The organism is Leptospira ainlahdjerensis, from assembly GCF_016919175.1.
Lineage (GTDB): Bacteria > Spirochaetota > Leptospiria > Leptospirales > Leptospiraceae > Leptospira > Leptospira ainlahdjerensis.
This window is the reverse complement of sequence record NZ_JAFFPU010000017.1, coordinates 1-21,117: the sequence shown is the minus strand read 5'-3', so window position 1 is coordinate 21,117 and position 21,117 is coordinate 1. Positions and strand designations below refer to the sequence as shown.

At 44.5% G+C, this 21,117-nt stretch carries 19 protein-coding genes; 12 read left to right on the top strand and 7 right to left on the bottom strand.

What is annotated here, in order from left to right:
• Nucleotides 1-17: 17 nt before the first annotated feature.
• The 7 genes from JWG45_RS04420 to pssA all read left to right on the top strand — a co-directional run bounded on the left by JWG45_RS04420 (nucleotide 18) and on the right by pssA (nucleotide 6,602).
• A complete protein-coding gene (locus tag JWG45_RS04420) occupies nucleotides 18-1,199 on the top strand; it encodes an efflux RND transporter periplasmic adaptor subunit (RefSeq protein ID WP_205278577.1) in 1,182 nt (393 codons plus the stop codon).
• Between the two features lie 79 nt (nucleotides 1,200-1,278).
• Nucleotides 1,279-1,974: a hypothetical protein gene (locus tag JWG45_RS04415; protein ID WP_205278576.1), complete on the top strand. Its 696-nt coding sequence runs from the start codon at nucleotides 1,279-1,281 to the stop codon at nucleotides 1,972-1,974.
• Between the two features lie 69 nt (nucleotides 1,975-2,043).
• Nucleotides 2,044-2,655, top strand: coding sequence for a transcriptional repressor LexA (gene lexA / locus JWG45_RS04410; RefSeq protein ID WP_205278575.1), 612 nt, complete (start codon nucleotides 2,044-2,046; stop codon nucleotides 2,653-2,655).
• A gap of 38 nt (nucleotides 2,656-2,693) precedes the next feature.
• Nucleotides 2,694-2,984 carry an LA_1448 family UV-C exposure upregulated protein gene (locus JWG45_RS04405; RefSeq protein WP_205278574.1) on the top strand — a complete coding sequence of 97 codons (291 nt, stop codon included), beginning with the start codon at nucleotides 2,694-2,696 and terminating at the stop codon, nucleotides 2,982-2,984.
• Nucleotides 2,974-4,371, top strand: a complete 1,398-nt coding sequence (locus tag JWG45_RS04400) for a S41 family peptidase (RefSeq protein ID WP_205278573.1) — start codon at nucleotides 2,974-2,976, stop codon at nucleotides 4,369-4,371. Before JWG45_RS04405 ends, JWG45_RS04400 begins: the two co-directional genes overlap by 11 nt.
• 453 nt (nucleotides 4,372-4,824) lie before the next feature.
• Nucleotides 4,825-5,841, top strand: coding sequence for a tRNA (adenosine(37)-N6)-threonylcarbamoyltransferase complex transferase subunit TsaD (gene tsaD / locus JWG45_RS04395; RefSeq protein ID WP_205278572.1), 1,017 nt, complete (start codon nucleotides 4,825-4,827; stop codon nucleotides 5,839-5,841).
• The gene (gene pssA / locus JWG45_RS04390; protein WP_205278571.1) at nucleotides 5,838-6,602 is read left to right on the top strand and encodes a CDP-diacylglycerol--serine O-phosphatidyltransferase; all 765 of its coding nucleotides are present in this window, start codon (nucleotides 5,838-5,840) and stop codon (nucleotides 6,600-6,602) included. The genes tsaD and pssA overlap by 4 nt, the downstream gene beginning before the upstream one ends.
• A 471-nt stretch (nucleotides 6,603-7,073) precedes the next feature.
• Here the strand turns inward: pssA and JWG45_RS04385 are convergent, their stop codons facing one another.
• Entirely contained in the window at nucleotides 7,074-8,669 is a 1,596-nt protein-coding gene (locus tag JWG45_RS04385) for a hypothetical protein (protein WP_232380523.1), read from the bottom strand.
• Entirely contained in the window at nucleotides 8,669-9,655 is a 987-nt protein-coding gene (locus JWG45_RS04380) for a hypothetical protein (RefSeq protein ID WP_205278569.1), read from the bottom strand. The genes JWG45_RS04385 and JWG45_RS04380 overlap by 1 nt, the downstream gene beginning before the upstream one ends.
• Before the next feature lie 313 nt (nucleotides 9,656-9,968).
• Here JWG45_RS04380 and JWG45_RS04375 point away from each other — a divergent pair, with 313 nt between their 5' ends.
• Genes JWG45_RS04375 through JWG45_RS04355 form a run of 5 tightly spaced genes read left to right on the top strand, consistent with a single transcriptional unit; the run spans nucleotide 9,969 to nucleotide 14,198 of the window.
• Nucleotides 9,969-10,193, top strand: coding sequence for an LIC12298 family protein (locus JWG45_RS04375; RefSeq protein WP_118967863.1), 225 nt, complete (start codon nucleotides 9,969-9,971; stop codon nucleotides 10,191-10,193).
• On the top strand, nucleotides 10,190-10,888 hold the full coding sequence (locus tag JWG45_RS04370) for a JAB domain-containing protein (protein ID WP_205278568.1): 699 nt from the start codon (nucleotides 10,190-10,192) through the stop codon (nucleotides 10,886-10,888). The genes JWG45_RS04375 and JWG45_RS04370 overlap by 4 nt, the downstream gene beginning before the upstream one ends.
• Nucleotides 10,882-11,637: an ABC transporter permease gene (locus tag JWG45_RS04365; protein ID WP_205278567.1), complete on the top strand. Its 756-nt coding sequence runs from the start codon at nucleotides 10,882-10,884 to the stop codon at nucleotides 11,635-11,637. Before JWG45_RS04370 ends, JWG45_RS04365 begins: the two co-directional genes overlap by 7 nt.
• Complete coding sequence (locus JWG45_RS04360) at nucleotides 11,634-12,833, top strand: ABC transporter ATP-binding protein (protein WP_205278566.1); 1,200 nt, start codon at nucleotides 11,634-11,636, stop codon at nucleotides 12,831-12,833. Before JWG45_RS04365 ends, JWG45_RS04360 begins: the two co-directional genes overlap by 4 nt.
• Nucleotides 12,834-12,887: 54 nt before the next feature.
• The gene (locus tag JWG45_RS04355) at nucleotides 12,888-14,198 is read left to right on the top strand and encodes a UDP-glucose dehydrogenase family protein (protein WP_118967867.1); all 1,311 of its coding nucleotides are present in this window, start codon (nucleotides 12,888-12,890) and stop codon (nucleotides 14,196-14,198) included.
• Between the two features lie 61 nt (nucleotides 14,199-14,259).
• Here JWG45_RS04355 and JWG45_RS04350 read toward each other — a convergent pair whose 3' ends face one another.
• The 5 genes from JWG45_RS04350 to JWG45_RS04330 all read right to left on the bottom strand — a co-directional run bounded on the left by JWG45_RS04350 (nucleotide 14,260) and on the right by JWG45_RS04330 (nucleotide 20,342).
• The gene (locus JWG45_RS04350; protein WP_205278565.1) at nucleotides 14,260-14,598 is read right to left on the bottom strand and encodes a hypothetical protein; all 339 of its coding nucleotides are present in this window, start codon (nucleotides 14,596-14,598) and stop codon (nucleotides 14,260-14,262) included.
• A 544-nt stretch (nucleotides 14,599-15,142) separates the two neighbouring features.
• Nucleotides 15,143-17,068 (bottom strand): FG-GAP-like repeat-containing protein, encoded by a 1,926-nt coding sequence (locus JWG45_RS04345; protein WP_205278564.1) that lies wholly within the window; start codon nucleotides 17,066-17,068, stop codon nucleotides 15,143-15,145.
• Nucleotides 17,069-17,278: 210 nt separating this feature from the next.
• Nucleotides 17,279-18,394 (bottom strand): 5-(carboxyamino)imidazole ribonucleotide synthase, encoded by a 1,116-nt coding sequence (locus tag JWG45_RS04340; RefSeq protein ID WP_408611598.1) that lies wholly within the window; start codon nucleotides 18,392-18,394, stop codon nucleotides 17,279-17,281.
• Nucleotides 18,395-18,405: 11 nt separating this feature from the next.
• Nucleotides 18,406-18,894: a 5-(carboxyamino)imidazole ribonucleotide mutase gene (gene purE, locus JWG45_RS04335; RefSeq protein WP_205278562.1), complete on the bottom strand. Its 489-nt coding sequence runs from the start codon at nucleotides 18,892-18,894 to the stop codon at nucleotides 18,406-18,408.
• A 50-nt stretch (nucleotides 18,895-18,944) separates the two neighbouring features.
• Nucleotides 18,945-20,342, bottom strand: coding sequence for a UDP-N-acetylmuramoyl-tripeptide--D-alanyl-D-alanine ligase (locus JWG45_RS04330; RefSeq protein ID WP_205278561.1), 1,398 nt, complete (start codon nucleotides 20,340-20,342; stop codon nucleotides 18,945-18,947).
• Nucleotides 20,343-21,117 lie beyond the last annotated feature (775 nt).

Sequence of the window (21,117 nt, the reverse complement as noted above, 5' to 3'; positions counted from 1 at the left end):
CCATCCCGGAGATTTGTATGATCAATTTCTTAAACCGCTATAAAACTACGATCGTTCTGCTCGCAGTTTTAGGAGCCGGATATTTCGGTTACAAAAAATTCTTCTCGAAAAGAGCGGACGATAAAAAGCCGGTCGCCGTGAGTAAGAGTCGATTCGCGGTTTCCGAGGAGATTCTAAGACGGCATCCGCTGAGTTTGGTGGCGTTGAGAGAAATCGCTTCGGTGGACGAGGTCGCGCTTCCCGGAAGAATTTCCTACGACCCGGAAAGTATGGCGAGAGCCGGATCCACGGTGGAAGCGAGGATCAAAAAGGTTCTCGTGAGAGAAGGGGATCGTGTTAGCCAAGGTTCTCCTCTCGCGATTCTTTCCTCCGTGATGCTCGGAGAAGTGGAAGCGGCGTACGTCAAGGCAAGGGCGAGTTTGGAGGCCTTGAAACTCCAAGCGGATCGTGCGAAAGAACTTTTTGATATGAAGGTAACTTCGGCGAAAGACTACGAGTTCGCGAACATGCAATACAAAACGGCGAAGACCGAAGTGGAAACAACCCGGATCAAACTTGAAAACTACGGACTCACTCCGGCGGAGATCGCGGGAATCGAAAGAGGGGTTTATGTTTCTTCCAATTTGGTTCTCAGAAGTCCGATCAACGGAGAGGTCACCGAAAGAAAAGCGGTTCAGGGACAACAGGTCACTCGGAACGAAGACCTCTTTACGATCGCCAATCTTACCAATCTGATGGTTCTTTTGGAAGTGTACGAAAAGGATATCGGTTCTATTTCCGAAGGAGCCGACGCGATGATCTATCCTTTGGGCGACGAAAAATCTCCCGGAATCAAAGGGGAAGTCGCTTATGTAGGAACGGTTTTGGATAACGTCAAAAGAACCGCAAAACTTCGGATCATGGTTTCCAATCGAAACGGAAAACTCAAACCGGGGCAGTCCGTAACCGCGAAGGTAAAGGGAATCGTCGCAAACACGGGGACCGAAGCAAGAAAAACCCTGCCCCTGGAAGCCGTGCACGAGATCGAAGGAAAGTCGATGGTATTTATTCAGAACGAAGACGGAAGTTTCGAAGCGACGGAAGTTTTGATCGGAGACACCGTCGGAGACGAGGTGATCATCAAGTCGGGACTCAGAGAGGGAGTCCAAGTCGTTTCCAAGGGATCCTTTATTCTAAAAAGTGAATATTTGAAACTCTAGATTTTAATTTATGAAAAGATAAATTAGAATCTTAAAAGCGCCAAACGCCGATTTTTCGGAGCGGAACGAGGAGCCTTTTATGAGCGCAAAACAGCTGACCGAAAAACAGGTGAGTAAGATTCTTTCGAAAGGTTTTTACTTTGATCCGAACGAACTTAGGGAGTTTAAGGAAAACCGTTGGTTCGATAAGGCCTGCTATCAAAGAGCCTTCGGAAAAAAAACGTCCTGGTTCAATTTGATTTTTCGACCTTTTTTGAACGCGGCGATTCGGTGTGCAATCAAGATGGGCACGAAAGTCGAGGAACCTACATTTGTGATTTTGCCCGTGTGGTACTGCCGCGCTTATGAGGATCCTACATCAAAATGGTCGTTGAATCTTTTGACTTATTTCGGTCCGGAGCGGAGCCATGAGTTACGCAGATTCAAAAAAGCGATACTCATTCATGCCAAAGTTAAATACTATAGCGCTCCTTATATTTCAACCAGCTCAAGCTTTTCTCGATCTATTTCGCTTCCCCGTTTTGGTCCGTATATAGTTGTCAATTCTCTTTGCGGATTGGAATTGATCGAATTGTACGAAGCTGTCGAATTGGAATCTCTTTCCCCGGAGCCCGATCGGGAATTGGAACCGTTTAACGAAAGTTTTGTGCCCGCGATTCCGTTGACAAGGGTCCCGGAATCCTTTCGAGCTTCGATTACGGAACTCATCGATGACTTTGAGAAATTGAACGTTGAAATCAATCAGGACGCAGCCAGACCTTTCGAACGGAAGTGAAAATTCTACCCCTCCGTTTTTGCTATTTTTGTGTTGACTTAGCATTTATTCACTACTAAGTTGTTTAGTATGAAAGACCTGACAGACAAGCAACAGGCTGTTCTCACATTCATTACTGCCATCATCAAGGAGCGCGGTTTTCCGCCTACGATTCGGGAAATCGGAGACGAATTCGGAATTACCGCAAAAGGCGCCTATGACCACCTCAAGGCGATCGAAAAAAAAGGTTATCTCAAAACCGCGAAAAATCAATCCAGAGCGATTGAACTCATTCGCCAGAGTCCTTTGGAATCTCTTCCCGTTCAAGCGACGAGTATTCCGGTCATCGGTCGTGTCGCCGCCGGTCTTCCGATCTTTGCCGAAGAAAATATCGAATCCTACATTCCGGTCCCCGACGAAATGGTGGGGTCCAATGTTCCGACTTACGCGCTTCGGATTCAGGGAGATTCGATGGTCGACGCCGGAATCAACGACGGAGACATCGCGATCATCGAAAAAAGGGACATTGCTCGAAACGGGGAAATTGTGGTCGCGCTTATCGAAGACGAGGCTACCTTGAAAGTCTATTACAAAGAACAGGATCAGATTCGTCTCGAAGCGAGAAACCCGAAATACAAACCGATCCGTACCAAGAAGGCCGTTGTGATGGGGAAGCTCGTCGGTCTGTATAGAATTTACTGATTGACAGAGGAAGAAACTCGACTGAAACTTCGGACAGAGTGTTTCAAAGAAATTTCTTCCTCTCCGTCCTCCTTTTCCTCAGCCTCCAATGCAGTTCCCAGAAGACAACCATCACTGATGGTGATGTAAAACGGGTTTTGGAAAGAGTTAGCATTGCAAGAATCAATGCGAACCTCAAATCGACTGCGGGCAAATCGGCTCCGAACGATCTGACTTTTTTTCTCGAAGCCTGTTCAGTCTATCGACTTGATCCCGATAAAGTACTCGAGCGTTTAAAAGAAAAAAGTCCGGCGCTTCATGAGGCCTTGAAAAAAGAATATGAAAAGTAAAGAAAGAATGATCTGGATCGGAGTTGTCTCCTTTCTCAGCTTTGCACTCATTCTCCCTACAGGAACCGTAAAAGGAATTTCTAAAAATGGAGAATCTTATCTTCAGATCTTCCACGAAGTTTTATCCACCATACAACTCGATTATGTGGAATCCGTAGACGAAGAAAAACTCTACGCCGGAGCCATCCGAGGACTGATCTCATCTTTGGGAGATCCACATTCCCGCTTCATGGATAAGGATGATTTTTCCCAACTCCAAGAAGAGACGAGAGGAAGTTTTGGCGGACTCGGAATGGAAGTTTCCTTTGCGGACGGGGCGATCGTGGTCATTTCTCCGATCGAAGATACGCCTGCGATGAAAGCCGGGATTCTACCTCAAGATCGAATCGTAGAGATCGACGGAAAAAAGACAAACGACCTTTCTCTTTCCGATTCCATCAAATTGATGCGAGGAAAAGTCGGAACTTCCGTAAATATCAAATTGGAAAGAAAGAATCAGAAGGAACCGATCAATCTCACCTTAGTCAGAGAGATGATCAAGATTCGTTACGTAAGATCCTCTTATTTAGAAAAAGAAAAACTCGGATATATCAAACTCAATCAGTTTATGGGAAAGGACAGCACACTTTCCGAATTTAAAAAAGAATTGAATTCTCTCAAAGAAAAAGGGGCCGAAGGGCTGATTGTGGATTTAAGAATGAATCCCGGCGGACTTCTGGATCTTGCGATTTCACTTTCCGATCTTTTCTTAAAACCGGATATGGATATCGTTTCCGTGAGAGGAAGAGGGGGCGAGCTCGTTCGAGTTTTTCGATCCACGACTGCAAACGACAAATTTACAAATCTTCCGCTCGTCGTTCTAATCAACGAAGGGTCTGCGAGCGCTTCCGAAATTTTTGCGGGAGCGATGCAGGATCACGGGAGAGGAAAAATTCTCGGGACCGTTTCCTTCGGGAAAGGATCCGTGCAGAATATCTATCCGCTTTCGCATAACACCGGTGTGGCGCTTACGATTCAAAAGTATTATACTCCGAGCGGGAAGTCGATTCATGGAAAGGGAATTCAACCGGACGTAGTCGTAAAATCGGTGGAACCTACGGAAGACGATCGTTTCTACATCCGCAAGATGGCCGAGAAAAAAATGCTCGAAACCTTTCTTGCAAAGAATCCGAATTATTCCGAAGCAAACTTTCTTCTTTTTGAAAAGTATCTCGCAGAAAAAGGAATCAAACTTTCCACAGACGTCGCCAAATTCTTATACAAAACGAGAAGCACCCAAGACGGGCAGAATGGAATTCTGGATTTAGAATTGGATCCTCAGATGAGAAAGGCGATCGAGATTCTTACCGCTCCCAGAGAGGGAGAAAAGAAAACGCCAATTTCTTGATCGGGCCCTTTCTCGGAAGTTAGAAGAGGGTGAGTGAGAAACATTTCAAGAGCAAAAGGAATTTTTGTAGGAACTCCGACAAAGATAGACTCTGCGTCCGCAAAACAATGATTTTATGATAGAGCAAAATCTCCCGATTTTTCCCTGCGAGGCGATTCAGGAAGTGCGCCTCGCTAACTTCCCGAAATCCAGAGGCATTACCCAGAAGTTGAAGAACGATTTGGAATCGGCAAGATCCAATCTGAAATTTTTGTCGGAGTTCCGACAAAAGAGAGAGGAGATTTTATCCTTGCAAAAAGATGATTTTTCTGATAGAGAAAAGTCCTTCGAGTTTTTCCCACGGGCCCACCTCCACCACCCGATGAGGGTGGGGGCGCGCGACTTTTACGGAGGTCTGTCGTTGTTCCGACAGTTTTTTTTAAGATTCAATTCTTTTGTAAATCGGGTTCTCCTTTGATCGGAATGGGAATCGAAACCAGTTGCGACGAGACCTCGATCGGAATCGTTCGCGATGGGAAAGAATTGCTCAGTCTCCGGATCTTTAGCCAGATCGATCTCCACAAACCCTACGGAGGAATTGTGCCGGAGATTGCGTCTCGCGCTCATCTCGAAAAAATCAATCTTCTCTTGGAAGAAGCGATGGAGGAAGCCAAGGTTTCCTTCGAAGAACTTTCCTATGTCGCGGTCACATCTTCTCCCGGTCTTACCGGGTCTCTCATGGTCGGAGCTCAGATGGCCCGATGTATTCAGATGGTCTACGGAACTCCGATCCTACCGGTCTGTCATCTTCAGTCTCATTTTGCCGTTCTCCATTTAGAGGGAGTTCCCACAGAATTCCCGGTCCTCGGACTCCTCTTGTCCGGGGGGAATTCAGCAATTTACAATCTGAAAGAATTCGGGAGAATGGAACTTGTCGGAGATACGATGGACGACGCCTTGGGAGAGGCCTTTGACAAGGTCGCGGGTCTTTTGGATCTTCCTTATCCCGGCGGCCCTTATATCGAAGCCAAGGCCCTGGAATACAAACCGACCCCCGATGAAAAACCGGTTCTCCCCCCTCTCTTACGCAATCTTCCCCAGGATCAGATCTCTTTTTCCTTTAGCGGACTCAAAACCGCGGTGATGGTCCTTCTGGAAAAACAAAAGGAAATCTCCAAAGAACAAATCTGTTGGAATTTTCAGAATTCGGCCTTTGATCTTGTGGAAAGAAACCTCAAACGAGCCGTCTTAAAAACCGGGATCCGAAGAGTTTTTGCCGGAGGAGGGGTTCTTGCAAACTCGACTCTTCAGAAACGATTGCAGTCTTGGGCGGAAAAGAATTCTGTGGAACTTTTTAGCCCGAAGAAAAAAATTTATTGTACGGACAACGGGGCAATGGTAGCTACACTGGGATACTATTTGTTCCAGAAAGGTTATAAAAGAGATATCGATTTTACCGTCAGTCCCTCTCGACAGGAGATCTTTTCATGAAACTCAAATTCAGCTGGGTTCCCAATACAATCACTCTTGGAAATCTCACGATGGGATTCAGTGCTATGCTCATAGCGTCCGAAGCCGGATCGAGAGGAGGAAGCGAGTTACAAGCTTATACACTTGCAGGATTCTTTATATTGCTCGCGGCTCTTTTTGACGGATTGGACGGAATGGTCGCACGCGCATTGAACGCCACCTCGGAATTGGGTGCCGATCTGGACAGCCTCGCCGATCTCACCGCTTTCGGGATCGCTCCGGGATATCTAATGTATCAGATGGTTCTTTCCGAATACAAGATTGACGTCTTTGGAAAAGAGGATCTTTTTCCGGTCGGAATGCTCATCGCCGCGATCTTTCCGATCTGTGCGGCGTATCGACTCGCAAGATTCAACGTAGCTCACGATCCGAAATCGTTTACGGGACTTCCTTCTCCGGTCGCCGGAGTAACGGTAGGTTTTTTCCCGATCTTTTTAAACGTAAACTCGGCTCCACATTGGCTCACGATCATCGGATTTGTTTTGATCGCGGTTCTGATGGTTTCCAACATACGTTATTCGAAACCGCAAGCGGCGATCCGATCCAAACTCAATCCTACACGGGTCTTTTTACTGCTCGGAGGAGTCACTCTCCTCCTTGTATCGATTGGACTTGATCGTTGGCCCTGGCTCATTTACGGACTGATCTTCTTTTATATCTTCTCTGGAATTATGACATTTCTCATCCACTTGATTCAGGAATTTAGAGTAAAACTCGACTGAAGAACTCCGACTTCCGCTTTCCTCCCGATTTTCGATCTTAGAATTTCGTAAACTACAAAGAGCTTTCCTTCCCAACGGGGAAAGTTCTAAGTTCTTCCCAGACAAATTTCGAAAAAAAGAATCTGAGATCGGGTTAAACGTCCACAGAGAAAGTGGACTCGAGACCGATCCGTTTAAAACGGTTTTTCAAAACGAATTCGCCTTCCTCAAATATTGTCTTCGAAATACATTCCAATCTTCTAAAGTATTTTAGGTCTTAAAAAAAGGATCCATGCTACAAAAGAAAGAAAAAAGATTTCTCCTTTTGAATCTCGAACCCTGAAAACGGGGAGTTCCCACAAATTCGGTTTTTCTCGCGGCGGATGAACTTTCGAAGAGAAGATATTGTATACGATTCGAATAGGAGTTCCTACTTTTTTGTGAAACTCAGAGTCTCGCTTCTGTCGGAGCACAACGGCTTTTTTAAAAACCCTAAAAAGGAAATTGCACCTGAAGATTGATCCAGATCCCGTCGTCTTTGACTTCCTTTTTCCGAGAATGACTGACCGTAAAAGCGACGTAAGGCGAAAGAAGCCTCAGACGAAACGAAGAATTCCGATCCGTAAAGATGAGGCTCGTTTCGTCCCTCGCCGTCCTCGCCTCAAAAAGAGAATCCATTCGATTGCCTTCTTTCTGGAATAAAAAAGCTCCTTCTAAGTTCCAAGATTCGCTCAGACGAAAGGACCATTTCCCTTCGGTGATCGAATCTCCGTTTGACCTCCATTCTTGCCCGGCTTCGATTGAAAAATTCTTTTTCTGAAGCGCGTAGTAAAGACCTCTTCCCAAAGTTTCTTGGGACGCGTCCCGAGAATAATTCCGAAGTGAAAAAAGAATTCCACCGAAATCTCCGAAGTAAAGAGGAGCTTTCGCGCCGAGGATCTCCCATCGTTGAGAGTCTGAATTCTTCAAAGTTTCCGTGGAAGAAACTTCGAAAGAAAACCGCGAATCCGTTTCCGAAACAAGGGATCGATTCCAGGCGCGGATCCATTCCAAGGAAAAGTAAGAATGGGAAACGATTCCAAAACGTGCAAGGCTCGCTTTTCCATCCAGTTCTCTACGATCGGGATCGATCGCAAAAAGATCCTGAGTTTTTCCGCGGTAACCCGTGATTCTAAATTCCGTATCGAGGCGATCCGAAAAAATAGAAGTATAAAAGGTTCCGTCCCATTGCCGTTTTCTACCAAAGGTTTGGATCCGAGAAACAATCTTCGGACCGGGAAGACGAAAGTTCTTTGATTTAAAATCGAAGGACGCGTAGTGAGTTTCCAATTCAGGAGCATAAGAAAATTCGAATATTCTTTTGGGAGAAACGATAAAGTAACCGCCTCGTTTGCGCGCTTCCGTTTCGGAATAAAAAGAACCGAAGGCCCAGTCTGCAAATTTGAAATTTACGAACGCCGAACGATGAATCGCTTGTTCTATCTCCGGGAGCGCGGTATAAAAATCGTTGTCCCTCAAAAAATAAAAATTCTCCAGAGGTCGAAACCGATGACCAAAACTCGCTCTTGCAAAGCGGTTTTCCCATTTTCCGGAAACAAAGGGCTTTCCGTTTCTGGTCTCCAAAAAGCCCGTCCAACACGAAGGGAATTCTTCACTCGGACTTTTGAGTTTGATCGGACAATTGGAAGTTTTCAAAAACCAGTTTTCCTTTTCATTGCGAAGATAACGAGAATTATAGGTTTCCAATGTGGCTCCGATCCTGGATTCTTCCGAGAAAAGAGGAAAGAGAAACGGAAAAACAAAAAGAATCGTCCCTAAAAAAATCCTTAAATAAAGTAGAATCGTAGAATATTCAAAAAAACGAATTCTATTAGTCGATAAACTTCGGTTTGGAAGGAAACGATGGATTTTCGTTTGGAAAGATAAAACCGCGTTCGAAACAAATTTTGACAGCGGAAGTCGGCAACGGTCTGGGATCGAAATCAAAAAACGAGCCAAATAAAAGAAAAGGACGAACCCTAAACTACGAAGGAAAATCTGAAAATAAAAATTGAATGTCACGAACCGAAAACGAAGAAGGAAAAACATCAACGTTTCTCCTTCTTCTGGTTCGAATTCTTTTTTTTCAAAAGAACAAAGATCCGATTTTTTTCCTTTTCGGAAAGAGAATCTAAGAATTCGAAAAATTCTTCCCTGGAACGAGAACTTTCTCCGGAAATCCGCAAAGAAGAATTTAGGGAGAATCCCGAAGATAAAAGTTCCTGGACTCCAAGAGAAAATTTCGAAAAAGACGGGATTCTTTTTTTGGGTGGAAGTATTTTAGGAACTAATTTCTCTTTTGAAAAATCTTCTGTGTTTAGAATATTCTGAAATTCAAATATGCTAGAAACGGAATGTTCTTCGTGTCCATTTTTAGAACCAAAGGTCGAAGTCTGTAGATTTTCCCAAGAAAATCCGATTCCCACAAAGAACCGATCTTCCGTGATCGTTTCGTTCCAGGCGCGAGACGCGCCCAAAAAGAGTTTGAGTTCCTTTTCCAAAGGAGAATGGAGTAAAATCGAAACGTTTCTGAAATCCCCTCCGCTTTTTCCGAGAATTTGAATTCCCTGTTTTTCGGAAATTTCCAGGTGAATTCCGAAAACAAAAAGATTGATTTCTCCTCTTTCCCAACCCGCGAGCCAAGAAATACGGATTCGTTTTTCGGGGTGAAGGTAAGAATATTCCAATCCGGAAAAAAACCGATGAAACGCGCGATTTTCGTTTTCTGAAAATCTTTGGTTCTCATAGAGAAAGGATCCCTTCCAGAGATGTCTTGGATTCTTCGGAAGAATTGGAAGAGCGAGTTTGGTCCCGTACGAAGGAAGCCTTTCTTTTTTTGCCTCGGTAAAAATTCCCAGAACCAAGGAAGAATCGGATTTTGTAAGAAAGAAAAACGGACTCAAATCCTTTGGAGAATTGGGAATCGGAATCGCTTCCGCTTCGGTCCCGAAGGACAAAAACAGAAAAACAAAAGAAATTAGGAACTTAAGGACCCATTTTCCCTTTCCAAGTGACGTGCTTTGCGTTTTCCCCACATTGAAAACGGTTCTTCGATCCACTTTCAGAGAGCGGGAATTCTAAAAAAATGCGAGATGTACGAAAAAAAAACCAAACGGAAACGTTTTGTCCGGGGGGAAAGTTAAGATAAAGAACAGAAACGGAGGAAAACCACAGGTTTTATTACTCAAAGATCGTTCTTACTTCTAAAATCGAAGGTTTTTAAAAAATCGAGCGTTTTTAGTTGACATTTACTTATGTTTTGAGTAGTATATACATATCCGTTAAGTGGAATTATTTGTGGTTTTATCGGTTTATGTCGTCTAATTTAATAAGAATGGAGAGAAGACTATGATCATTCGATCTCTGCAAGAATCAGCTAATTATCAGAGAAAACGCGGTGGTCTCGCAGGAGCTGGCCCTAATTGGAGGGAAAGAACTCGTGCGGGAGAGTCCAATCTGAAATCCTTCGCGGATTATCTGGAGGAAGCGTTTGAAGGGGAAGTAGTTCAACAGGGAACCTGGTTTGCAGATTCTTTGTCTGAGCTCAGTAAAAACAACCTGAAGCGGATTTGAAGTCTGGCGGAAAACTCTCGGAAAGGTTGAGCCCTTTCCCGGATCCCAGAGCGCGCATAGCGTATGAAGCCGAGTCCCTGCAAGATTGGGAACTTTTGGCGGTACTTCTGGGAAGGGGAAATCGGGCTCAACCGATCGAGGAACTCAGTCGGAACATTCTGCACCACAGCAGGGGTTTGGGCGGACTTCTTCAAAAGAAAGTTTCGGATCTGGTTCAAATTCCCGGCATTGGTCATGCAAAGGCCACCACCTTACTCGCGGCGGTCGAATTTGCAAGACGTCTCAAATGGGAAGCCCTCAAGGGGAAACGTTATTCTCCCGAGCATCTTATCAATTATCTTTCCACAAGTTTGATTCCCAAAAACAGAGAATGTTTTGTTCTCATTACACTTTCTCCCGAAGGAGCGGTTTTACGGGCCGAGATCGTAGCCGTTGGAAGTTTAGAAGAAGTGGGGGTGCAGAGCCGGGATCTTTTAAAGATCATCTTAAACGATGCGGCCTCTTCCGTGATCATCGCGCATAATCATCCGGAGTCGAGTTCGAAACCGAGTAAGGACGATCTTTGGATTTATAAGAATTTCAAAAAACTTCTCGAGGCACTCGGACTGGAACTCGTAGACCAATGGATTTTTGGAATTGACGGGATCTATTCCTGTAAGGAAGGTAAGGTTCTTCAGGCTCAAACGAAGTGTTGAAAAATTTACCGATTCTTTGGATTTTAGTAAGAAGAGATTACGCCTTACAATTTGCCGGAAGCGCTCTCGGAATCTCCTGGATGCTCGTCCAAAATCTTAGCATCATCCTCATCTACACAATCGTATTCTTATTTTTACATCTCAAAGGAAACCCGGAATCCGCGGCCGATTTTATCGGCTACGCGTTTAGCGGACTTCTTTTTTGGGTTCCTCTTCAGGAATATATGATCCGCGGAACCTCCATTCTTACGGAAAATCGTCAACTGATCAAAAGATCTCCCTTGGGCCCCGAAATATTTCTCTGGATTCCGTTCGTTCAAATGCTCATTCATTTTTTGGTGACCGCGGTTCCTGTTCTGATCGTTCTCGTTATATTCAATAAACTGAATGTATTTTTGTTTCCTCTTTCGATTTTGACGATGATCGTGATCGGAATTCTTTTGTCTTTTGTGCAGGGTTATTTGGCGCGAGCGAACGTGATTCTTCGGGACATCACCCCTTTGATTCGGTTGATCTCCCAATTCTTCTTTTGGTCTTTGCCGATCCTCTATCTTTCCTCCGGTTTTTTACATTCGATCAACGTTTGGAATCCTCTCAACTTTCCTCTCGAAGTCTTTCGTTTTGTTTTGTTAAACGACTTTGTTCCGGTTTTTCATTGGAAGGAATTCCTTCCGTATCTGATTCTATTTCCTTCGATCGGGATTTTCAGCCGTTCTAAATTTCATTCCGTGATCCTGGACCATCTTTGAGCCTGAAAGTAGAAAATCTCCAAAAGGTCTATAACGGTTTTAGCGGACCTTCCAAAAGAATTCTTAACGTTCTCACGCTCGGTTTTTTCGGGAACGACGTACGTTATGACGCGCTCAAAAACATCAGCTTTCAGGTCGAACCCGGAGAAATCGTAGGTTTGATCGGAAGAAACGGCGCGGGTAAGTCGACGCTCTTAAAAGTTTTGACCGGGGTTTCGTCTTACGCGTCCGGAAAGATCACAAAGAACGGAACGCTCCGTTCCATTTTGGAGTTGGGGGTGGGATTCAATCCCGAACTTTCGGGAGAGGAAAATCTCTACTACAACGGTCTAGTCTGGGGACTCAGTCCGAAGGAAATATCTTCTTCGATGGACGAAATTTTCGAATTCTCGGGTTTAAAAGAATTTAAGAATATTCCAATTAAGCAATATTCTTCCGGGATGGTGATGCGCCTCGGTTTTGCATTGGCGACGTTTTCAAGACCGGATATTCTCATCGTGGACGAGGCCCTCGCGGTGGGGGATGCGAGCTTTCAACAAAAATGTCTGCACCGTTTTCGTTCCTTCCAAGAAAAAGGAACCATGACCTTGATCGTGAGTCACGATCTGGAACTTCTCAAATCCGTCTGTTCGAGGGTTTTGATTTTAGAAAAAGGCAAACTCGTGTTCGACGGAGATCCTGTGGAAGGATTTCGGGAATACATGCAAATCATCGCGGACTCCGGATCGGGAGAAGAATCGATTCTTCCCTTACAAAAGGATTCTCCCTTGGAAAACCTTTCTCTGAGTTTGAAATACAAGGGTCAGATCAATCCGAAAATTCTTCCCGTTGGAGCGGAGATCGAGATCGAGATCGGAGCGAAATTCAAAAAGGACATTCCGGATTTGACCGTGGGATTTCATATCGACGACGCGAGAGGAATCCGTGCGTTCGGAACAAATACGTTTCACCTCGGCAATTCTTTGAAAAACATTCTCGCGGGAGAATCGATTACGGCGAACTTCCGACTTCCGCTCAACTTTTCGGCCGGGAAATATTCTCTCGGTCTCGCTTTACACGAAGGCGACAATCACGTAGGAAACAGTTATCTCTGGAAAGACGGAATTCTTTCTTTTGAATTGGAGCGTCTGGATCTTCCGAAATTCGAAGGCGCTGCGTGGTTGCCGGTAAAAAGCAGTCTCAAAAAAGACGTTTGATCCCGATTTATTTTTCTTTCTAAGTCCGGAAAGTCCGGAATCCTGGTTCTCAATATGAAAGTTTGCGTGATTGGAAGCGGTTATGTCGGCCTCGTTGCGGGCGCTTGTTTTGCAGAATACGGAAATCAAGTGATCTGCGTCGATAAGGACGAAACAAAGATCTCAAATCTCAAAAAAGGAATCATTCCTATCTATGAACCCGGTCTTTCCGAACTCGTTTTGAACAACGCCAAGGAAAAGAGACTGGAGTTTACCACTTCTCTGAAAGAAGGAGTGGAAAAGACCGACCTCATTTTTATTGCTGTGGGAACTCCCACGCTTCCCGACGGTTCCTCCGACCTTTCCGCCGTCTTTGCGGTGGCGAGAGAGATTGGAAAATCGATCAACGGTTACAAGGTCATCGTGGACAAATCCACGGTTCCGGTCGGAACTGCGGCCCAGGTCAAAGCGATCATCGCAAACGAGACAAAAGAAGAATTCGACGTCGTTTCCAATCCTGAATTCTTAAAAGAAGGGGCGGCGATCGACGACTTTATGCGCCCGGAAAGAGTTGTGATCGGTTCCGACACGCAGAGAGCGGGGGACTTGGTCGCACAACTCTACGCTCCTTTCGTATTAAACGGAAATCCGATTTTAAGAATGGGCGTCGTCTCCGCGGAACTTACGAAATACGCGTGCAACGCATTTCTCGCGACAAAGATCTCTTTTTCGAATGAGATCGCCAATCTTTGCGAAGTCGTAGGAGCGAACTACGAAGACGTTCGCAAAGGAATGGGAACCGACTCTAGAATCGGAAGACAATTTCTTTATGCGGGAATCGGTTACGGTGGTTCTTGTTTTCCAAAGGACGTTCGAGCTCTGATCAAAACTTCCGAAGACGAAGGCGCTCCTTTGCAGATCATTCGCAAAGTGGAAGAAGTCAACGAAGCCCAGAAACTCAGACTCTATGAGAAAATCGTAAAGTTTTATGGAGAATCGAATCTTTCCGGAAAAACCCTCGCGGTCTGGGGCCTTTCCTTCAAACCCGGGACGGACGATATGAGAGAGGCTCCTTCCATTCCTCTTCTTTTGCAACTTCATGAGAAAAACGTTAAGTTGCAAGTCTACGATCCAGTTTCGAAGGAAACCTCGGCGGTTTACTTTCAAGGAAAAGTAGAATATTCCGCGGACGCGTATTCGGCTCTCAAGGGAGCGGACGCACTTCTTCTTCTTACGGAATGGAGAGAATTTAGGGAACCGGATTTCGGTAAGATCAAAACATTATTAAAATCGAATGTGATCTTCGACGGTAGGAATCAATATTCTCCCGAGCTGATGAAAAAAGAGGGTTTTCAATATTTTTCGATCGGTAAGCCGAACGTTTGATTTTCCGATTTCAGTATGACCTTACCTGCATGTGTGAGGAACCTGTGAAGAGAATCTTACTTCAAGAAAGGGCTATTTTAGGAGTTCCTACACGGAAGTTTGTATTTGCAAAAAGTATTTTTTTCTGATATGAGGGATTTGACCGGAATTTTCCCGCCACCCGATATTGCTTAACCTTGTCCGCGAGTTGAGAGGAAATACGACGAGAATCGTCCCGAGACAAGGGTTTTGTAGGAATTCCTACAAGAGAATTTTTTCTTGCGAGAAGTTTGATTTTATGATAGAGGAAAGTCACCCGAGGATTTTCCCGCCTCCACTCCCCTCCACCCAAGATCAGGGCGGGGAGCGCTATTTTTACGGAAGAATTGTCGTAGTTCCGACAGATTTTCGGAAGATCCATACAACTTGTGGGTAAGATTTAGCTTTCGAAAGGGAAGATTTTGGAATTTTATCCTTCGAGGCGGTTTCCTTTTTTTGAAATTGATTTTGTATTCATTTTCGTGGAGAAAATGAATACAAAAATTAGAATATTCTAATGTATCATTTTCCCCATACGATCGGATTCGAACTTTGATCCAGTTACAGATTTCTTTTCCTTTGGCGACGGTATGTTAAAACAAGAAGATGGGAAAGCCGAGTGTTCTGTGAGTGATCGATCTCTGTTTTATAAGTTTGCCTCGAGATCTAAAAAAAATGCGGGAACTCCTCCGTTTTGAATCGTGTAGAGCCCATCTCGCGAAAATGAAAAGAGGGTGAAAAACTTTTCCCTGGTTCCTGAAAATTTCCTTTTTGATTTTGGAATCCGTTCTTAGCGTTTTTCCCCCTAAAATCGAAAAATCGTTTTGTGATTCGATTCCAAGCCGTTCTCCGGAGTTTTTTCAAAAGGATCGGCTTTGATCTTCTAAAAAGGCTGAACGCTCCACCGACCTTTTTTTGTGGAACGATCAACGGAAAAGAAACGAAATTTTCGATTCGAAAAAATCAATCTGATCCAATGCGATCGAGTTCCCGAAAGAGAGGCCGTTTGTAAAGGTCAGGGTCGCGGTCGCAGTTCCGCCGGAACGCAGATCCTGATTGCCCGGACCGACGGAAGGGTTGTTTCTAAAAAAATGAATCTTTCCTTTTCCGATCTGAGCGCCTCCGGTTGCGATCGGATCCGGTGCGGAGACCAGAATATCGGACAACCCGTCTCCGTTTATGTCCTGAAGGACGGAGTAGATCCCGAAGTCTAAACCCGCCGACTCTCCACCTAACACTGCATTGGCGGATCCTCCGGAGCCTAAATCCGCATTCGGGATTCCGCCGGAACCGGAGCTCTGAAACAAATAGACGTTTCCGAAATTGTTCGAACTTTGATAGGCGCCTACGAGCAAGTCGGCGAAACCGTCTCCGTTCGAATCTCCGGCGGACATGGAGGAGCCGAAGCTGCAGTTGTTTCCCGCGTTGCATGTAGAAAGCGCCGGGCCAAAAAGAGTTGTATTCGGTGAATTCGAATAGGGGGTTGTGGACCCGCAGTTCGAATGATAAACGAATACGAGTCCTCTGTTGGTTCCGTATCCTTGGGCGGTCACCGCGAGATCGGCACAAGAATCTCCGTTGAAGTCGGCGAGTTGAATTGAGTTCCCGGAGTAAGCACAACCGCCTCCCGGTGGACATTGTGCGTTAGGCGAAACTAAATATTGCGGAGTTAAAGGAAGAGTCCCCGAGTTTGAGATAAAAATATAAATTCTTCCCTGGTTCGTGTTGAAGTTTGGAGCTCCGATTACGAGATCCATATATCCGTCCGCATTTATATCTCCGATACTGGATGTCGAACCGAAGTTATCGGCGGCTCCCAAATATTTGATGTCGGCCAATCCACCCGCGCCTAAGTTTTTGGATGGAACTCCGGAACTTCCTCGGCTGTAAAAAATATATCCCAGGCCGTTTGTCCAAGGAGAAGTAAGAATTGCGTCGTCATAACCGTCGTTGTTCACATCTCCGCCTAACACCATAGAGCCGAGTCTTTCTCCGGCGGTCTGCCCTTGGATCAGAGTATCATACGTCCCTCCGGAAAGTAAATTCCGACCCAAGATTCCATTTTGACCGGAACTATGAAAAATATAAACGATTCCTAAAGTGGAGAGCGCCGGAGCCGCTTGTGCACCGATGACTATATCAGCGTAGCCGTCTCCGTTAAAGTCGCCGGCGCCGATCCGATCTCCGAAATACGTTCCACCTGCTTGACCGTCCGTAAGGATCGAATCCGGTGCGGTAGAAGGGATTCCCGTATCTCCGTGACCCAAGAAAACAAGGCCGTAGCCGACGACTGCATTGCTCGGTGAAACCGAAAGGATAACATCGGCAAAACCGTCTCCGTTTGTATCTCGATTATTTCCCTTGATCACGTTTACGATCTTTTCTCCAAAGATATTACCGAACCTATCGACTGCTTTGACTGAGATCTTGTGTTTTGTTCCCAACTTCCAAAACGAATTCGTGACCGCAGGTGCAGGAAGTTGGTATCTCCAAGTTGAAAGATCGTCTACCGGAACAAAGGCTCCGGGAGCATCGTCAAGAGAAACGAACACCGCAGGCGTTTGAGCCTTTCCGACCAAAAAACCGGATTGAACAATAGAATAATTTACTAAATTAGAAATTGCAACTGCGTTTTCGGCGTATAAGAATCCGGCAAATATGCCGGCTAAGATCAGACCGAGGGAGTTTTCTTTCGGACAGAGTTCGTTGTTTATCTTTCCCACACATTCGACCGGAGGTTTAAAAAAGGCGTTCGACCAGCAATTGAATCCGAAAACATTCAAAAGAAGAGGAATTAGAAAGGAAACGGAAACTCTAACAAAGTATGATTTTAAAGTATTATAAAAAGCCATTCTACAGGTTCCCTGTTCCTAAGATACAATTCCTATCCGTTTTGAAACACGAGGAAAGAAAAAAAAGGCTTTATATAAAAAAATAATCGAGACGGAAATAAGAATTCTATTTGGAATAGAGGTTCGTGTTAAAACGAATAAATCGTTTATTTTTTAAGCAGAATTGAGTCGCCAAACGGCAGAAAGACGATTCGGATTTCCAATCCTATTCTATTCCCATCCAATAAAAGCGGATTCAGGGTTCGGTCCCGAATAATTCCAGTGTCCCATCTTTCTTCCCATTCTCGCTTCCTTTTTTCCATAGAGATGGAGATGATAATGAGGATTTTCTAATGTTTTCGTCCAGAGTTTCGAACCGGGTTTATAATCTTCGCCTAAGATGTTTTTCATCGTTACGGGTCTTACCGGAATCTCTTTAGGAACCGGAAGGTTGCAGAGCGTTCTTAGCTGAAGAGAAAATTGCGAAATAGAACCGCTGTCCTGGCTGAAATGTCCCGAGTTATGCGGCCTTGGGGCGAACTCGTTGCACAGGATTTCTTCCCCCTTGATAAAGAATTCGATTCCGAAAACGCCTATATAATCGATCTCCTCTGCCAGTTTTTTCGCGTAATCAACGAGATTTTTTTCCAAATTCGGAGGAAAGTTACCGGGATGAAAAGTGAGATCCAAGATATGATTCTTATGAATGTTTAAGGATGGACGAAAATTGGAAATCGATCCGTCTTGAAATCTTGCGAAGATCACGGAGGCTTCCGAAGTAAAAGGAAAAAATTCCTCAACGATATGATTGAGTTCCTTGAGATCGGAAATGGCGGAAATCAATTCTTCTTTCGACCTACACTTCACCTGTCCTTTTCCGTCGTATCCCATCGTATTCGTTTTTAAAATACAAGGATAGGAAACTTTGGAAGGAATTTCGTTTTTGTCCTTCTCCGTAAAAAGGGGATAAAAATTTACTGTCGGAATCCGAGCGTCCCGAAAGGAAATCTTTTCCTTCCAGCGATTCTGTGCGATTCGGATACAATTCGGAGAAGGATGCACTAAAAGGTTCGAATTCTTTTGAAATTCCTCGATTACGGTAAGTGCAGATTCCGGAATATTCTCAAATTCGAATGTAAGCGCGTCTATGGTTTTTAAAAAAGCAAGGAGCACCTCTTCGTTTTCATACTCGGAAACGAACTCTTTTGCGCCGACGCCGCTTGCGGGGGAGTGCGATTCAGGAGAATATACGGAAACCTCGTAACCGTTCGGAATTGCTTCTAAGGCGAACATTCTCGCGAGTTGACCGGATCCCATCACTCCGAGTTTTGCGCCTGGAAGGAGTATTTTTTTTTGTGTCACAACAGATCCTTATTCTTTGAAAGTGCGTCCTCACGAATTTGCTCCCTGTACTTCGAAAGTTTTTCGGCGAGTTTGGAATCCTGAAGAGAAAGAATTCTGACGGCGAGCAAACCGGCGTTTTTTGCACCCGCCGACCCAATTGCCAAAGTTCCTACCGGAACTCCGCCCGGCATCTGAACGATAGAAAGAAGACTGTCCAATCCATTCAAGGTTTTACTTTGAATGGGAACACCTAAGACCGGAAGTGTAGTCATCGAAGCTACCATACCCGGAAGGTGGGCAGCGCCTCCGGCTCCCGCAATAATTACGGAATATCCGGCATCTTTCGCTGATTTAGAAAATTCTAACATAAGCTCCGGGGATCTGTGCGCGGAAACAATTTCTTTATGAACGGAAACGCCAAAATCAATAAGTATGAGTTCGGCTTCCTTCATCGTTTCCCAATCGGAATAACTTCCCATGATGATTGCAACTTTTGCGCTCAAGTTCGATGCTCCTGCGTAAGATATTTCTTTTGATAAGGGATCTGCAAGTACTAAACGGGAAGACCTTCCACGAAGCGTTCGAGTTGAATTCCTCTCGACGCTTTTACTAAAACGACGGACGACTCCGGAACATTTTCGAGAAAGACCGTTAGGAGTGTTCTGAGGCCTTCCTCTGTTCCAGGAAAATGAAAGGAGAATCTTGACGAATTTGTAAGTCTGTGAAATTCTTCTTGGATCCATTTGGAATCTTGTCCGAACGTTAGGAGTCCTTTTAAATTTTTAAATTCGGCACATCGTTTACCTAATTTTTTATGAAAAGTAAGGGAATGTTTTCCCAATTCTTTCATGTCGCCTAAGACCGCGTAAAATTTTTTTCCGTCCGCGAGTTGATCCGCGACTTCGATAGAGGATATCATAGATTCATAATTTGCATTGTATGTGTCGTTGATAATCGAGTATTTTCCGATTTGCAAATCAAGACGTTTATTTCCGGATCGAAAGCCGGATATACCTTCGAGAATCCATTCCTTGGGCGTTCCTATCGTTTCCAGGCAGGCTACCGAGAGAGCGAGATTTCCGAGGAGTTTGTCTCCGGGAAGATTCCACGCGATTTGTTTTCCCTTGTATTCAAGAGTGAAGCCCGAGGGCTTTTTTTCTATGACTTTAAAGGTTTTTTCCGGTTCGGTGAGAATCAGATGTCCTCCGTATTTGCGAAGTTTCTTCTTTAGGATTTTTGAATGTTCTCTCGAGTTCGGGAAAAAAAGTTTTCCTCCGTTGGAAAAACCTTCAATAACTTCCGCTTTTGCCTTTGCTATGTTTTTTTGGTTTCCTAAAAATTCGATGTGAGCGGTTCCAATCGTTGTTATGATTGCTAAATCTGGTTTTGCAATCTTCGAAAGCCGGGATATTTCACCTCTATGATTCATACCCATTTCACAGACTACAACTCGAGTTTTGTCATTGATTCTAAAAAGGGTGAAAGGAAGTCCGATTTCGTTGTTAAAGTTCTTTTCGGTGACAACTAACGCGTCATTCATTTCCTTAAGACAATTTCCGAGGAGTTCTTTCGTCGTAGTTTTTCCGCTCGAACCCGTTACGGCGATGAGAATAGGACGAAAACGAGATCGATGAAATGCCGCGAGGTTACCAAGCGCGAGTAACGTATCCGATACGGGAATCGCCTTTTGTTCTTCTTTCTGAGAAAAACTATTACGGAGGGGATGATTTACTTCGATTAAAAAATAAGAAGCTCCTCGAGAGAGGGCGTCTCGAATGAATTCGTGCCCGTCCCGATTCCCCCTAAGCGGAATAAAAAGGGAACCCGGTTCCGCTTCGTTGGACGCGGTCGTTATATTCGTTATTTGAGAATCCTTTTGGAACCAAGTATTACCGGGTGATCCTAAAACTTTTCGGATCGTTTCTGGATCATAAAAGAAGTCTGCCTTCATGAGTCCAGGATGTAGGAGGAGAATGATTTGAAAATTCTATTTTTTCAGCGCCTCGCGCAAGTTCATTTAGGAATTTTTAAAATTCTTGCGAATCGAATCCGATTTCGGGATCATACTCCACTATTTCGTTTCCGGAGAAGGCAGAGGTCCATCGGAAAAGCCCGCAAAATCGCAAGTATTTTTCGAATTTTTTCAAGGTCGGAACTCCGACATAGGGAAAATGTGAGAAGTCGTTCAAGGAAACATTACGAAGAATTTCTTAGAAAGTTAACCTTCGTTCGATTTTCTCTGTTCCAAAGAATCAATAGGATGTTGTTTTTTCCACTCTTGTCTCAGCTTCGTTATTGAGTCGATTAGACTTTGTTTGCTTCGAAAGAGCCCTATTATCGAAAACGGGCGTTGTGTTTATGCGAAGTTCGTATAAACGCGGGAGAGATGAGAAGAAAATCACTTTTCTTTTTCTTTGTTTGTAAGAGGTCAAAAATTTAGAATTTAGCGCTTTGTCGTAAATACGGCGAGGTTCTCTTTTTGAAAAACGGGTGTTTATGCGAAGTTCGTATAAACGCGGGAGAGATGAGAAGAAAATCACTTTTCTTTTTCTTTGTTTGCAAGAGGTCAAAAATTTAGAATTTAGCGCTTAGTCGTAAATACGACGAGGTTCTCTTTTTGAAAAACGGGTGTTTATGCGAAGTTCGTATAAACGCGGGAGAGATGAGAAGAAAATCACTTTTCTTTTTCTTTGTTTGCAAGAGGTCAAAAATTTAGAATTTAGCGC